The organism is Cyclobacterium sp. SOCE241 (assembly GCF_056867545.1).
Genome location: NZ_CP149779.1, coordinates 344974 through 360635, shown reverse-complemented (window position 1 = coordinate 360635; position 15662 = coordinate 344974). Strand labels below are relative to the sequence as shown.

The 15662-nt window shown below is 37.4% G+C and carries 14 protein-coding genes; all 14 read right to left on the bottom strand.

Annotation, left to right across the window (positions count from 1 at the left end):
• Positions 1–44 precede the first annotated feature (44 nt).
• A complete protein-coding gene (locus WG932_RS01685; protein WP_483086704.1) occupies positions 45–1220 on the bottom strand; it encodes a SusD/RagB family nutrient-binding outer membrane lipoprotein in 1176 nt (391 codons plus the stop codon).
• Entirely contained in the window at positions 1169–1453 is a 285-nt protein-coding gene (locus WG932_RS01680; protein WP_483086703.1) for a hypothetical protein, read from the bottom strand. The genes WG932_RS01685 and WG932_RS01680 overlap by 52 nt, the downstream gene beginning before the upstream one ends.
• A gap of 20 nt (positions 1454–1473) precedes the next feature.
• Positions 1474–3528 (bottom strand): SusC/RagA family TonB-linked outer membrane protein, encoded by a 2055-nt coding sequence (locus tag WG932_RS01675; RefSeq protein ID WP_483086702.1) that lies wholly within the window; start codon positions 3526–3528, stop codon positions 1474–1476.
• Between the two features lie 2 nt (positions 3529–3530).
• On the bottom strand, positions 3531–4868 hold the full coding sequence (locus WG932_RS01670; protein ID WP_483086701.1) for a carboxypeptidase-like regulatory domain-containing protein: 1338 nt from the start codon (positions 4866–4868) through the stop codon (positions 3531–3533).
• 139 nt (positions 4869–5007) lie between these two features.
• On the bottom strand, positions 5008–6114 hold the full coding sequence (locus WG932_RS01665) for a FecR family protein (RefSeq protein WP_483086700.1): 1107 nt from the start codon (positions 6112–6114) through the stop codon (positions 5008–5010).
• 287 nt (positions 6115–6401) lie between these two features.
• Positions 6402–7004, bottom strand: coding sequence for an RNA polymerase sigma factor (locus WG932_RS01660; protein WP_149392448.1), 603 nt, complete (start codon positions 7002–7004; stop codon positions 6402–6404).
• A gap of 172 nt (positions 7005–7176) precedes the next feature.
• On the bottom strand, positions 7177–8475 hold the full coding sequence (locus WG932_RS01655) for a hypothetical protein (protein ID WP_483086699.1): 1299 nt from the start codon (positions 8473–8475) through the stop codon (positions 7177–7179).
• Between the two features lie 10 nt (positions 8476–8485).
• A complete protein-coding gene (locus tag WG932_RS01650) occupies positions 8486–9889 on the bottom strand; it encodes a sulfatase family protein (protein WP_483086698.1) in 1404 nt (467 codons plus the stop codon).
• A gap of 47 nt (positions 9890–9936) precedes the next feature.
• On the bottom strand, positions 9937–10662 hold the full coding sequence (locus WG932_RS01645) for a sulfatase/phosphatase domain-containing protein (protein ID WP_483088548.1): 726 nt from the start codon (positions 10660–10662) through the stop codon (positions 9937–9939).
• Positions 10566–11411 (bottom strand): sulfatase-like hydrolase/transferase, encoded by an 846-nt coding sequence (locus WG932_RS01640; protein ID WP_483086697.1) that lies wholly within the window; start codon positions 11409–11411, stop codon positions 10566–10568. The genes WG932_RS01645 and WG932_RS01640 overlap by 97 nt, the downstream gene beginning before the upstream one ends.
• Positions 11412–12040: 629 nt before the next feature.
• On the bottom strand, positions 12041–13033 hold the full coding sequence (locus tag WG932_RS01635; RefSeq protein ID WP_014021751.1) for an aldo/keto reductase: 993 nt from the start codon (positions 13031–13033) through the stop codon (positions 12041–12043).
• Positions 13034–13209: 176 nt separating this feature from the next.
• On the bottom strand, positions 13210–13875 hold the full coding sequence (locus WG932_RS01630) for an SGNH/GDSL hydrolase family protein (protein WP_483088547.1): 666 nt from the start codon (positions 13873–13875) through the stop codon (positions 13210–13212).
• Positions 13876–13887: 12 nt separating this feature from the next.
• Positions 13888–14844 carry a patatin-like phospholipase family protein gene (locus tag WG932_RS01625; protein ID WP_014021749.1) on the bottom strand — a complete coding sequence of 319 codons (957 nt, stop codon included), beginning with the start codon at positions 14842–14844 and terminating at the stop codon, positions 13888–13890.
• 20 nt (positions 14845–14864) lie between these two features.
• The gene (locus WG932_RS01620) at positions 14865–15602 is read right to left on the bottom strand and encodes a DUF6503 family protein (protein WP_407918685.1); all 738 of its coding nucleotides are present in this window, start codon (positions 15600–15602) and stop codon (positions 14865–14867) included.
• Positions 15603–15662 lie beyond the last annotated feature (60 nt).

Genomic DNA, 15662 nt, shown 5'->3' with positions numbered 1-15662 from the left:
TATTAGATAATAATATTTTATAAAAGTTTAGCTTGATTAGTAGGTCATTGTTTGGCCCACCAAACAGGAATTTCATAGATAGTTTGATCATTTATTTCAGATGGCGTATTGGGGTTTCTATTGACCTCAGAAGGTGGATAAGGCAACCTAAGTGGTGTACCTTGAGGGTCATTCATTTGAGGAATCCCGGTTCTCCTGAAATCATTGTACGCTTCTATGGATTGAAACATCCAAAAAGAAATATTTTTCTGGCCAATTATATGGTTTAGGCTCAAATTATTTGCACCGGGAAAAACAGAGCCTTGGCTTAAATATTCTTCAATTTCATCTTCAGAAATTCCGGACCTTCTACAAGCTGATTCAACAGCTTCTTGGTAAGCGACATAAGCTTCTTCATTCAATCCTAACCTCAACTTTGCCTCCGCCTCCAAAAATTTCATCTCATCATAAGTAATTAGGGGCTGTGGAGACTCGTCATATAATACTGTTTCTGTTGATGGTGCTGAATAAACGGAGTGAGTTTGATCCGACTGGGCTTGGCCTGTTGGTGCGCCAACAAATTCTCCATTAATTCGTGTGAACCATCTGTTTGCTCTAGGGTCTGTATATCCCGAATCATTAAAACCATTGACTAAATCAAGAAAGGTTTGGCTGATCGCGTAGGTTTGTTCTGATTTCTGCCATCCGGCCCATGGATTATCATTGGTATTTCCAGAAAGGTAGCCATCAAAAATCATCCCTTCATCTTCTGATTCAAAAGTACCTGCCAGCGCATCTAAAACATTTTGAGCTGAAGCTTCCGGCTGAATATTGCTCAATCTATTGTAAAAACGTGCTTTTAGCCCATAGGCAGCTTTTTTCCACATTTCTGTATCCCCTTCATAAATTAGGTCAAACCTAGAAATGTCTCCTATGGATTCCTTATCCAAGTCAACTATGGCTTCATCCAGTAAGTTTTGCAAAAAAGCATATATGGTCTCCTGATTATCAAATGTAGGTGAACGATTTTCGCTTCCTTTATTTGCTTCAGAATGGGGCATTTCCCCAAAAAAATCTGTTCCAACACTCAAAGTATAAGCGTACAGAACTTTGGCGATACCTACAGCATGAAACTGACCTTCTTCATTCCCTCCTACTGAGCCTTTCTCTATAATGGTATTAAGGTCTTTTAAGGTATAATAAGTACTGCCCCAAACATTATCATTAACATTAAAAGGCATTCTTGGATTGAGGTGTACATTGGTCGTATGCTCCACAAAAAACAGGCATACTCTCCCCCACCATCTCCTGCCACACCGTGAACGGTGCTGACTGTTACCTGGGGCAATAAAAGGCTTATGGGAACATCTGTTGAGGCATTGGGATTCTTATTGATCTCATCCAAGATGTCTTCACTGCAGGAAATCAACAGTCCTGATAATAATGCAATGAATAATAGATTAATATATTTCATAATTATTTCTTATTTTGGGTTTAAAAATCTACTCTTATACCACCGCCAAAACTCTTGGTTTGTGGATAGGAATTGTAAGATTCAGCCTCATTGGTATTGAACATTTCTGGGTCGAAATGAGGCATGGCTGCGCTCAACAGTAAATTCCTACCAACGAAGAAAACTGAGGCCTTACGAATAAATGTATTTTGCAACCAACCAGTGGGAAATCTATAATCCAATCGTAATTCTCTGAGTCGCACAAAAGTGGCATCATAGACATTGGCTTCACTTATCGGATCATCATTCACCCTGTAAAAATCAAATCCTTTCTGAATGGTAATGTTATTATCCCCTTCTACTACAAGATTACCTTGGTCATAGTACCCCATTTTTCCGGGAAAGATTTGATCTGCTTCCCTATTTTCAGTTTCACTAAGGATTCCATAAAGTTTTCCTAACCTATTGTAACCGGAGGAAACTTTGCCCCCTTTTCTCCAATCAATTTGAGCCGAAATAGAGAAGTTTTTAAAATTAAAGCTATTAAGGAAACTCATGTCAAAATCAGGTTGGGCACTGCCTAAAATCACCTGACTGGTGGTCCTTAAAGGCATTCCATAGCGTGTGTTGATATTTCCGTTGGAAAGTGTTGGTCTACTGTCAACAACAATCTCTCCACTGGCAGGATCTCTTGCATAGCCAAAGCCTCTGAGGGAGGGATATTCTTCTCCTTCTACAGCCACAGATTGCACCCTGAATCCACCTAATTCTAGTTGGTCAATCCCTTCTGCCAAACTTACCACCCTGTTGGTATAAGTCGTAAAATTAGTAGTAAGGTTCCAAGAGAAATTTTGTGTGGAAATAGGCGTCAAATTAAGCATGATTTCGTGACCTTTTACACTCATTTCACCGGCATTCCTCAACTCACTGGTATAGCCTGTAGATATAGCAATTGGTACCCTATAAATTTGGCCGTCAGACTTGGAATCATAATAGGTATAATCCAATCCTACCCTATCATTAAAAAACCGTAAATCAACTCCTATTTCAAAAGTTCTTGTGTTTTCAGGTTTTAAATCTGAGCTATTTAAAGCATTACTTAATGTAAATGCATTCATACCTTGGTAAGGAAAAGTAAAACCACCTACGGCTGCTCCCGGTACAAATAGTGTGGAAGTTGAAAATATTGGACCTGCTTGACCAACTTCTGCTACACTAGCCCTAAATTTTCCGAATGTCAGGATATTTTCAGGTAATGATAAAAACTCCGTAAATACTACCCCTGTACCTATAGAAGGATAGAAAAATGAGCGGTTTCCTCTAGGCATATTTGAAACAATATCATTTCTACCGGTAGCATTTAGAAATATTGAATTTAGCCATGAAACTGAAAGATTTCCATAAAAACCAACCACCCTACTTCTAGACAAGTACTCATTGGTTGTTTGAACAGCTGTATTAGAAATATGGTGAAAACCACCAATTACCAAATCTGATCCATTACTTGAAATCGAATTTCCTCTAATATCATAAACCTCATTCCCAAGCATAAAGTCCATATTAAAATCGCTCCCAAAACTCTTGCTGATATTGAGGTTCAAATTGGAATTGATTTGTCTCTGATTCACCATACTGTTACTAATACTTCCCCCACTTGGTGGATCAGTTCTCCCACTACCAGAGCCTTTCTCTATTACGTTTTTATTTTGAGTAGTATACTCATCCAATCCTATCCTGTAGTTAACTGACAACCAATCGAATGGCGTATAATCAAAACTAAGATTACCAAAAGTCCTTGAGGTTCTATTCTCAGAATAATTATTTTCCATGGCCCAATAAAAATTATCATGTTGCCCCCTAAAATTTATCTGTTGGAATGGATCTCCCGGTACATGAGTAGGCTTTCCTTTTAAGTTGTAGGAAGAGGGTATGGCAAAAGTGCCCCACCAAGGTAATTCCGTACCTTCAATCAGGTTATTAGAATAATTAATGGAAGTATTAACTTTTAATTTATCAGTCAAATTATAACCACCTGCGACTTTAATATTCATTCTTTGCATGCCTGTATTTTTCAAAATACCATCTTGGTTGGCCATGCCTACATTGATTGCATAATTCCCTTTATCCAGCGCATTGGAAATGGATAGGTTTGTGTTAGAGGTCCCTCCTGTCCTAAAAGATCTCCTACATTGTCATACACAGCAGCTTCTTCCAATTCTCCCAATTGATTGGTATAAACACCCATTTCATCAATTCTTGGTCCCCAAGAGAATGCGGAATAGGGAAGAAATACACCCCTTTCCCCCTGTCCGTAAGTGGTCTGAATGTCTGGTACTCTTGATAATTGGTCAAAATTGTAATTACTTTCCAAAGTAACTGTAGGCTTGCCCCCGAGCACCCCTTCTCCTTTCTTCGTCTCTATAACTACAACTCCATTTGAAGCCCTTAACCCATACAAGGCAGCTGCTGTTGGACCCTTCAGCACATTCATGGACTTGATATCATTCGGGTTAAGATCTATGGTACGACCACCACTTGAAATAGGCATTCCGTCTACTACATATAACGGCTCATTGTTTCCTACAAAAGATCGACTTCCTCTAATATTAATTTTTGAAGTACTACCAGGTGCACCGGAACTTTGTTTCACTATTACCCCTGCAATCTTACCTTGAATACTATTGACCAAATTGGTATTTCCTACCGCTGACAGTTTGTCCCCTTCTAGTTCTTGAACAGCATAACTTAGTGATTTCTTTTCTTTCTTTATACCAAATGCAGTCACCACAACCTCTTCCAGCGAACTGGCATCCTGGATCATTTGTACATCAATTACACTGGAATTTCCGATTGTTTTACGCTGACTTTCAAAGCCAACAAATGAATAAACCAGTACATTTCCTTCTTCTGCATCCAAAGTATAATTACCATCAAAATCAGTAACAGTACCCACACTAGTTCCTTCAATAATAATGGTCACACCCGGCAAAGGCAATCCTTGATCGTCTGTCACTCTACCTGTTATTTCTATAAACAAATTAGAGACAACTACTTTCTGTTGATTACTACTTCTTTTTGACTTTTGGACATGAATATTTTGATTAACCTGCTTAAAGTCTAAACCTGTTTGATTGGAAATCTTTACCAGCAAGTTATAAATGCTTTGGTTTGACTGGGCAATAAACAGTTCCGGAAGATTTTTTATTTCTTTGTTAAGGTAGACAAAGTTAAATTCTGAAACCTCCTCTATTTTAGAAAATGCCTCCTTTACAGAAACCCCTTCCAGGGGTATTTGCACTTTGACTTCTTCAATACTTTTCACTTGCCTCTTTACCTCTCTTGCCAGCAGTAGCCCTGAAGACATACATAGGATAAGAAAGATAAAGGCAAATACTTTAATCATGCGAACATCATGCCTTTGTAAATAATTTTTCATACAATTTTGGGTTTTTGTTAATTTATTAATTGAATAATTCAGGTGATAAAAACATTAGCAAATTTGATAATGAGTTTTTTCTTTGCCTTGGAGAGAAACCCCTTTTACCAAATCACTTTTATTATCTCACCTATTATTGTCATTGACTTTTGAATTCAATTGTTACCGTCTCTCCAATTATACTGTAATCGATTTGAAGGGTATGCTTCAAGCCTTCCATTACATTTTTAAGGGTTTCATCTTGAAATTTCCCGGAAATATTCAGGTTTTCTTGGGGCATATTATAAAGCTCAAATGATACACCATACCAGTTTTCTAAAACTCTAATCGCTTCAGAAAAAGCTGTATTATCAAAAACAATTAACTTTCTAGTCCATCCTAATACTTCATCTTCATCAAAAGCTATTTTGCTAACTCTACCATTTTCATGAGGAATGTTTAAAACTTCCCTTTCCTTTAACATTATGCTGTCTACTCCTATTCCGGGAATTCCAATAGCTACCTTACCTGTGACCAAGGCCACTTTTACATCTTCATTTTCAAAAGCTTTAATATTAAAAGAAGTCCCAATGGCAGTGGTACTAACCTCAGCAGCAGTAACTGTTAAAGGTTTTTCAGGATTGGGGTACACATCAAAAAATGCCTCTCCTTCTAAATAAATTTCTCTTCTTTTTTGATCTACATTATCATTATAAGTCAATATGCTACCTGAATTAAGAATGACTTTTGTTCCATCTTGTAGAGTGATCCTTGACTTTATGCCGGGAGGGGCTTGATAGGTTTTGACAGACGCCGTTGTAGACCCCTCAGTATCCATATTGGGCTGTAGATCATTTAATAAGAGATACCCTACACCTAGCAATAACAACAAAATCACGGCAACTCTAAGATAGCTTGTGAAAACATGTGAAATTGGTGTTGATTTACTATTTTGCTCTTGAACTGATTGAGGTAAAGGTTTATTTGGGCTTATTCTTTTTTCCTTAAAACCCAAAGTTGTTTCAAAAGTATGGCTATCAATGAATTTCCACATCTCATCAAATTCTGCAGACTGAAGCGGATCCTGATCTAATAACAGATCGCGGATAATATTTTTTGCCTCTTCCACATCCTTTGCTAAAATTTGGTCTTTAGAGAGTGAATTTCTCCAAATTCTATCAGACGCTAAATTGGAAGCCAAGACCCATTTTCTGAACTCTTCATTCAAAATTAAGTCTATTACATTTTCATTTAAATTATTCATCATGGTGCATTTTCATAGACATGTGTCAGAAATTGCCCAATTCTATCCTTCCGGAGGAAAAATTTTATTTTTTTCTACTTGATTTGAAAATTTAAAAAATGAAGTTCAGGGAGGATAAGGCAATAGGATTGCCTGAGTTTTCCTAGGGAGTTGTGCAGTCAAAAGTAAATCATGCTGTTGGATGTTTTACTACATCATCCCTGTGATGAAATCGAAAACTGCAATTAAGTTACTGATTATGAATTGATTTTAGCAGGAAACTGATTGTACATTTCTGGATAAATGAAGATTTATTTAGCCAACAAAAAAAACAATAAAAAGACCATTAATTTGCGAAGGTTATTTATTGCTTTCCAGGTTAAGGTGTATACCGACTGAACATTAATTCCCATAATTTTAGCAATTTGCTTATGAGGAATATTTTCTAGAAACACATAAATAACTACTTGTCTTTGCCTTAAGGGCAGTAATTTTAAAGCTGATTGTAACTTGGAATTGGATTTTTCTTCAGTGAATTCAATATTGCTTTCTGGACCAGGCATCTGAGATTCTAATCCATCTGGATGCATCAGCTGCTCAACCTCCCTTCTTTTCACTCTGGCTTTAATTTCTTTTCTGATCTTATTTGAAAGCACCTTAAAAATATAATTTTTGACATGGTCAACCTTTCTGCTATTTTCTCGATATTTCCATAAGTCAATAAATAGGTCCTGAATACAATCCTTTACAAGTTCTCTGTCTGCATTTATCTTTAATCCATAAGCCATTAATTCATAAGCATAAAGACTGAACATACCCTCCAATCCTGACTTATCACCTTCCATAATCAGCTCCCAATATCGATCCTCTTTGGATCGATCCAAAGTCTCTATATACTTTTTAGATTCGATCATTTTGAAGGTTATTTCACTAAATATTCATAATCACCTAATTTAATCTATTTCCATCAAAATAAAATTACAAATACCTTATAATTACACCCTTATTTGGCCCATACTTTATTTAGTAAAATTGCTGCTGTATCTACAATTTTATATCCGGCTTCGGGTTCCAAACGAGTCCAGCTTATGGGGGAGCCGGAATACCCCCACCAAGTAAACCATAGATGGTAGGACAATAACCGTTGTATCCATCTGTCATGCCCACCACAATTGTACTCTTACCCGGGCTCCTTCTTTTAATGTCAAGACCAAATTGACTAAACAACTCACAAGGTTGAGTTACCATGGCAAGCCCTCCAATCCTTAGGGCATGAACAGGCAAAATATCAAAGGGATTTTCCCCAAAAGTTTCTTGAAGATGTACCGATCCAAAAGCCATGATCATTTCCATTCCTCGAATAGGTTCACCTTCGTCAATCCGCTTTAGAATTGCCTGGGACTTTACAAGTGTGCCGGTGTCAGGCAACCTAACTTTTACTTTTAAATCATGATACTCATGTGCCAGTTTAGGGTTTGTTTCATAAGTTATGCTTTCATATAGTCGCATGGTCTCCTTTACCAACAGCTTAGTAATTCTAGCCATTTTCTCTTCATCAGATTCAGCCTTTTTATCCAGCATATTTTCCATACTTATATCCCCTTGCGCACCATTAAGAAACAGCACGGGAAGGTCATCACTGAATTGTTCTCTGAAGGTCTTTCTCACTTCCCCGGGGAAATCCGAAGAAAATACCCCATCGGCATAAAAAATGGTGGGATGGGTGGTATTATGGTAAAGGATTGACAAAAGATTTCCCTTAAGGTCTGCAGCAAACATGGCCAAATGCTGAGGATCATCAGGCCCTTCCAAACCTGCAAAATCTGTTCTGCTTGCATCCCCGTGCATGGAATGAGTACCATCTGCCCAAGTTAGGCGACGATTGTAACCTATCTGCGCCTCACCTTCAGCCCAACCGATTTTTCCAGGTACTGCGTTTTTAACAGCTTCTTTGGCCAATGATACCATCCTTGGTACCAAGCTTTCCATATAAGCTGTATCCAAGGGCATCAAATAGTTAGTTTTCACCAGAGAGGGACCTCCATGGGTATGGGTAGATGAAATTAATATATCTCTGGGCATAATCCCCGTAGCCACGCCCATGGCTTCCCGTAACCTTACATTCAACCCCGCTTCCATACCAACCAAATCACAACTGACCAATAGCATTTGAAACCTTCCTTTGGAAATGTAAAGTCCATTGGCTTCTAAGTCATCTCTAACCTTAGTGGCTTTTTTGGGTACTCCGGCTCCCTGGACCCAGCTGTTTAATTCAGGGGTAATTACTGTCGATGCTGCCCCAATTTTTAAAATTTCCGATTGGCCAAGGCCGGAAAGCGGATATATTAAAATTATGGCCCAAAGGACTTGAATTAATGGCTTCAATTTAAACATTTTAATATTTTCTTAGGTTACTTCTCATTTCTTCTAAAATCTCTTGATAGGATGGTTGATTGATGATATTATTCAACTCATAAGGGTCTTTTTTCAAATCATACAATTCATCCATATTTTGAAGATCGGTATATTGGATGTATTTATACTGAGTGGACCGAATGCCTTTATATCCCATATTGACCATCCTTGGCCAAACCTTATCCGAATAATATTCCATATAAAATGATATCCTCCAGTTATCCGGTTCTTCTCCATTAATTAAAGGTTTCAAAGACCTTCCATCCATCAAACTATCCTTTTCAACCCCTGCAAAATCAAGTAATGTGGGAGCCAAATCGATATTCAAAGCCATTTGATCTACTTCGAATCCTTTTTCTGTGAGTGGAGGATACCTGAAGATTAACGGAATTCGTAAGGATTCTTCATATGCCAATCGCCTTTCTTCATTTAAACCATGCTCTCCATAAAAATAGCCATGATCTCCGGTGAATACCACAATGGTATTATTGTCCAGTTTTTGTCTTTTGAGCAAATCAAGGATTTCACCCAGGCCTTCATCAATGGCCATTAACATTTCTGCTCGGCTTCTTATCACTTCCTCCTTGGTCGCTGTGGCTTTGCCTAATTTCGGCAAACCATCTATTTCCCGCATCAATGCAGGCTTATCTTGAGGAGTAATGAAGGCATTTGGTCGTCGATTAAAAATAGCATCTTTGTATTTACCCTTATGCCGCTTGGCAGGGACAAAACCACCTTCTCCAATATTGGTGACCTTGCCTGAGGCATCTTGATGAAGATTAGGATGTAAGCCCTTATGGGAAAGGTATAATAAAAAAGGTTTATTGCGCTTTTCATTTATAAATTCAAGTGCATAGGCTGTTAAAATATCAGTAACATATCCTTCTCGATGTGTTTCTGATCCGTTCACATTAAAATCCGGGTCAATTGCTTTTCCTTGTCCTTTTAGTGCCACCCATTGATCAAATCCGGGTCTGGGAGTATTGTCATTGCCCATATGCCATTTTCCTATAAAGGCGGTTTCATAACCCTTCTGCTGTAATTTGGCCGGAAATGTCTTCAATTGATGGCTTAAGGTGCTTCTATCCGTATTGTCAATGATTCCGTGGGAAAAGGCATATTTTCCTGTTAAAAAACTTGCCCTACTTGGCGAGCATAAAGGTGTGGTGGCGAAGGCATTCTTAAATAAAACAGCATTTGTGGCCAACCTGTCAATGTTTGGCGTTTGGATATAATTATGACCTCCAAGGCCAAATTCATCCCAACGTAGGTCATCAACCAATACAAACACAATATTGGGAGCAGACTTGCTAAGAACAGATACATTATTCTTTTCGCCTTTACATCCTAATAATACCACTATTAGAGTTATGAATACTGCCATTCTATTACATTGCACAATAATATTTAATAGGTACATTTTTTTATCGTTTAAGGTAGGGCAATATTGTCTCTGGTGGCTTTATGATGTTTTAACATTCTGCTCATTTCAGAAATGATTTCTTGTTTTTCTTGATCCGCTACAATATTTTGGTTTTCGTTTGGGTCGATCGTTAAATCAAATAACATATTGGCTTTGACTTGCCCTGCTTTATTATAAAATTCCGTATAGGAATGGGTTTTAGTAATCACTGTTTCTCCTCCCAAATTGGACCTGCTATACAAAGCCACTTTTCCTACAAAGTTTCCACCGTTAAGCAGACTTGCGAAGCTTTTGCCTTGCACATGAAAAGGTGCTTTAATACTTGCCAATTCACATAAAGTAGGGAAAATATCCACCGTTTCTACCAGAGATTCATGTTTCACACCAACAGATTCACCGGGAATTTTAAATATTAAGGGTATTTGTAAAGAGGTGCTAAAATTGGAATGCTTGCACCACAGCCCATGTTCCCCCAACTGCCAGCCATGGTCTCCCCACAACACCACTATAGTCTCCTCTTCCAAGCCAAGATTTTCCATTGCATCCAACACCCTGCCAATTTGAGCATCTACATAGCTTATACTAGCATAGTAGCCATGAATCAGCTTTTTTGAAAGGTTTACCGATAATGGTCCATTTACAGGAATATTGGAATAGGCCCGAAGTTCACTGTATTCATGAAGCGATTCTTTTGGCGCCTCTTGAGGTGGGTAAAAATTATCAGGCAATTGAATCTCGGCTGTATCATATAGTTCCCAATATCTTTGGGGAGCATTAAATGGTAAGTGAGGTTTTTAAATCCAACTGCTAAAAAGAATGCATCTCCGTTGGCTTTAAATTGTTGTAATTTTTCCACTGCTTTAGTAGCAATTTTTCCATCTTGATAGATCTCATCTGAAATCCTAGGGTTTTCAAATGCAGGGCCTCTTTTGGGTAGATTTTGATTATTTCTTGGTTCTGAATTGAACTGCCTATTTTCATTGCGCTTTTTGAAAATTTCAATGCTTTCTTCCGATTGGTAATCCCATTCAGTTGTTGTCAGTGCAGGTCTCCAGATTTCATCCCAACTTCCTTTACCATCATCAAAATTATTAAAAACCTTTCCTAGAGAGACTGTAGTGTAATGGTTATTTTTAAAATGCATGGGCAGGCTTACAATTCCAGGGACATCCTTATCTAGCGAACAATTCCATCCATTAAACCGATTAGGACTACCATACAAACCGGATAATAATATGGCCCTACTGGGACCACACACAGGATAGTTAACATATGCTCTCTTAAATACTTGCCCCATTCTTGCCAACCTATCAATATTGGGAGATTTAATATGAGATTGCCCATAGCACGCCAACTCTGGCCGTAGATCATCCACCATAATGAACAGAATATTAGGCTTCTTTAAAGTATTTTTTGTCAGCTGACCATAGCTATGGAATGTTTGGCTAACAATCATAAAAAACACAATAAATTTTCTCAACATAAAGTCAAATGTTAATTCAATTCAACAGCTCAACAGCTAGGTAAACTCTATTACAAATAATTATTCCGCTATGTAGTAAGACAGTCAATTTTGTAAAAAAACCATTAAACTTACTTTTTCCACCTTATAAATTATCATAATCACCCAATAAATCCAAATGAAATTTTATGAACCGAAAATAGGATAGTTGAATGACATTGATTTTTTAAAAAAATGCTTATCCAGTCATTTTTTAATTAAATACCACTTATCTAAAAATGCCTCGATTAGGTAAGAACAGTTGCTACCCTATGTGCTTTCTTGGCATAATTAAGTAGGAGAGGTTAAACCGAAATTCTCAAAAGACAATCTATTATGTACTGAAATCGATTCGAAATCAGCTACTTCGTTGCTGTTTACAATTTCACTATAGAGGGATTTTGCTAAAATCTCCAATCAGGCATATTTCTTTTGCGATAGTAACACTTACCTTAACCACAGAACAGGCTTCACCCCTGACTATTGTCAGAGTGGAGAAAAACTATTGTATCATCCGGATTAAAAAAACGAATGAATTAAAAAATAATGGCCAATATTAATTTCAAAGAAATCAATATTGGCCAGTCTTAAAAGGTGTTATCTATAAACTATTATACCACCCTGCTGACAGATTCCCACAGGTCAGCATTGTTACCCAACTCTTCTTTAAGAGGAAGAGTAATGTCATTCAAATGACTAATCATATCAGGCGTCAGTTTTACCTCCATTGTCTTTAAGTTTTTCTTTACCTGGTCAGCATTTCTACCGCCCACAATGGGAGCAGCCACACCCTTTTGAGCCAAAAGCCATGCAAGGCTAAGGTTTCCCATTGAGACATCATTTTCATCGGCAAATTTTTTAATTTCCTTCAATGTTTGAAAGGTCAATGCTTCACATCCTTCATCTTGATGCCTTGCTTGCGGTCTATCTTTTGTAAAGTGTCTTGTTCTTGCCCTATCATCGGGAACTTCAGCGGCAGAGGCAAATTTTCCGGTAAGTAAGCCTTGCATAATGGGTGAGTAACATAAGATCGGTACATTATCACTGACGCATTGAGGTAGGATGCTAAACTCAATGGCCCTGAAAATTAAATTATAGGCCATTTGATTGCTACTGATCGTAAAGCCGGAGTCTTTGCAAGTATCCAAACTTTGATTTCCGAAATTTGACACACCATATGCCCTAATTTTCCCATCATCTTTTAGCTTTTGAAGGGCGCCAAGAGTGTCTACCAGAGGTATTTCAGGATTTGGCCAATGCAATTGGTAAAGGTCAATATAATCTGTTTTAAGATTCTTCAACCCTTTTTCACAGGCTTTAATAACGTTTTCTGGAAGAAAGTCCTGAGGACCTACCTTAGAAGCAATAATGATATCTTGTCTTTTATCACCCAGTGCTTCAGCCAAAAGATTTTCAGATGCTCCATTTCCATAAGCTTCCGCTGTATCAAATGTAGAAATTCCATTGTCAAATGCTTCACGCATCGCATCCAAAGAGTCTTTCTTGTCTTGATGCCCCCAGTTAAAACCTCCTACTACTGCCCAACATCCAAAAATCAATCTTGAAATTTCAAAATCTGCATGAGGCAACTTATAATTTTCCATAATTATTATTAATTTTTATATTAATAGTTTGTTGATTATTCAGTTTTGACATTCGTCAAAGTTATATTTTCCTATAAACCTTCTGATAAGACAAAATCTCTATCATAGACCAACTTTAAAAGAAGAATCAATGATCTGAATTTTGGAATCAGCCAACCGATAGTTGTATCAAATTCTTAATTGTCTACAAGAGATAGGTTACTCAAAAACCCAGCAATAAAAGCTCCTTGCTTGGCTCTGGTCTCCTCTCCAAAATGAACATGATCTTTAAAAAGGTTATCCCCAAGATTTAAAGTAAATTGATGTAGGTCTATAATCGGAACATTCCAAGATTTAAATATTTCATCGGCAACCTCATTGTACTTTGCCACATCGGCAGCATACCTATAGAACGTTTGCTGTTTGGAATTGTGCATAGTATCGTCTACCGGAGTGGTTCTCACCCAAACCATTTTTATTCCTTTTTTAGCCACCAAATCATAAATTTGTTCAAGGTTTTGTTTGTAAGCTTCTAAACCTACCTGCTTTTTTCCGGATTGCGCATCAGTCTTAATGTCATGAAGACCGCAGTTGATTAACAATACATCAGGCCGAAAATCCGGAGCTTTAAGTTTGTTTTGCAGATAGGCCAAAACCCTATCAGAATCACCCCCATTGGCGTATTTAGGTTTTTCAGTACTTTCAGGATTTGAAGGCTCTTCTCTTTTTCTATCATAAGCATAAACTCCCTCCAAGTATTGTTCCAAATATGGACCATATTGCATAGAAATGCTATCTCCAACTACAAATAACTTAGGTTCAGAAAAATTGGCCCAAAAAGTTGAAAAAAACCAATTGCCAATATTAATAAAGTTTTATTCACCAGTATCATGCGCTTTAAGGTTTGGTTTATTTTCAAAACCCACAGATATGCATTTGCAAACAGGGTTTTGCTCTCTGGCAAAATTCATCCCCTGACGCCACCATTTCTTCATTTGGTAAGGGTCAAAAATAAGAGAATTCTCTGTCAGTTGAGCCGGAGGGTAATAAAAGTTTAATTTTACTTCACGGTTTCCACTTAATAATTGGCCTATTTTTATATCATCGCTACTGATCTGATCTAGCATAAAATCAAAGGCCCTAGTGGTAAGCTCCAAGGCATTTCGCACAGGCCTTTTCAAGGCTCTCCCTGCTTTTGCTTTCAAAACGATTACATCGACTTCGGTGGCTCCCCTATAAATGGCTTCCGAAATTGGCACCAAGTCTGCAAACCCTCCATCGGCATATTCACTACCATCCTTTTCCAAAAGACTCATAAAGGGAACAATATTGGAAGAAGCCCAAATCCATTGACAGAAATCAATATATGAGCAATCTTTCAACCTTTTATACTCAACAGTATTTGTACTCAGGTTAGAGACTGTGACATATACTTCAGCTGTATTGTTCTTCATCCTTTCAAAGTCTGAAGGAGTAATTATCTTTTTAATCAACTTAAAAAGATTTTTGCTTTCACCAAATGTCTTCTTGCCCCTCAAAAACATTTTTATTATCCCAAAGTGATTGATGCGGGTTTTGTAAACACCTCTATCTTTGTAAACTATAAACGGATTCGAACTAAATATTGAATCTTGAGTAACTGTGGTATAAATCGCCCTGATTTTTTCGATCTCATCAATGGAGAGCAATGGTACCAGCAAACTTCCGGTGGAAGTGCCGACAAATATATCATAGTTGAAATTACATTCTCTTATCAGGTATTCTGCAATTCCTCCTCCAAAGGCACCTTTGCTTCCTCCTCCTGAAATAACCAATGCTCTTTTATTTTGCATTCCTTAAAGCTTGAAATGAATCAATTGACAAATTTAACCTGAATATCTTCCAATAGAATTTCAGACAATAGCTTAAGTTCTCCATTTTTAAACAATTCAGATAAGTCTTCCACGGATAGAGACTCGTCTTCGGGTTTATAGTTCTCATAATCTTGTAAAATCAAACCTGAAATTTCATGGGTATTAATTGCTTTTCTAAACCTGAGACCTCCCCCATCAGTGTGGTAAGAATAGGCCAAATAATCCACCAAATGAGTTTCTTTATTGATCCAATACAAAAATTCATCTTCAAAATCTTCTCCACCACCCTCTTTTTCAAAGGTAACTTTTATTACATTATATTCCTTACCCTCTATGGTTTCAGCCCCCATTGATTTTTTGATGACAGCTGCATCATTTAGGCCATAGGGCAGAAATGCAAAATAAGCTACAGAGTTTACAGAATTGGTGTAGGCAATCTTTTCCTCTTCAGGCAAAGCAACCTTTTGGCCGTTCACTTCTCTACTAAAACCTTCCTTATTTAAAACATCTACAGTTTTCTTACCCTCATCGTTAAAAGAACGCGAATAACTATAAGAATTAGGTGACTTAAAGATCTTGTATTGCCTTTCTCTAAAGGTAAAGCTAATTTCTGCACTTTGGTACAAGTCCCCTCCATGGGCCTTTATTGATTGATTGATAATCGTTTCAGCCTCATTCGGTGCTTTGCATGCTGCTACAATAACTATTAAAAACAATAGATACCATTCCTTTTTTATCGGATTTGAACTCATTCTTATCATCCTCCCAAATAAACCTAATATTAATCTTTTACCTGC

Coding starts and splice junctions, on each gene's coding strand:
- WG932_RS01660 (WP_149392448.1), bottom strand. CDS start 7,004: ATGATCGAATCTAAAAAGTATATAGAGACTTTGGATCGATCCAAAGAG.
- WG932_RS01625 (WP_014021749.1), bottom strand. CDS start 14,844: ATGCAAAATAAAAGAGCATTGGTTATTTCAGGAGGAGGAAGCAAAGGT.
- WG932_RS01640 (WP_483086697.1), bottom strand. CDS start 11,411: ATGTTGAGAAAATTTATTGTGTTTTTTATGATTGTTAGCCAAACATTC.
- WG932_RS01680 (WP_483086703.1), bottom strand. CDS start 1,453: ATGAAATATATTAATCTATTATTCATTGCATTATTATCAGGACTGTTG.
- WG932_RS01670 (WP_483086701.1), bottom strand. CDS start 4,868: ATGAAAAATTATTTACAAAGGCATGATGTTCGCATGATTAAAGTATTT.
- WG932_RS01650 (WP_483086698.1), bottom strand. CDS start 9,889: ATGGCAGTATTCATAACTCTAATAGTGGTATTATTAGGATGTAAAGGC.
- WG932_RS01685 (WP_483086704.1), bottom strand. CDS start 1,220: ATGCCTTTTAATGTTAATGATAATGTTTGGGGCAGTACTTATTATACC.
- WG932_RS01675 (WP_483086702.1), bottom strand. CDS start 3,528: ATGGCCAACCAAGATGGTATTTTGAAAAATACAGGCATGCAAAGAATG.
- WG932_RS01635 (WP_014021751.1), bottom strand. CDS start 13,033: ATGGAAAATTATAAGTTGCCTCATGCAGATTTTGAAATTTCAAGATTG.
- WG932_RS01665 (WP_483086700.1), bottom strand. CDS start 6,114: ATGATGAATAATTTAAATGAAAATGTAATAGACTTAATTTTGAATGAA.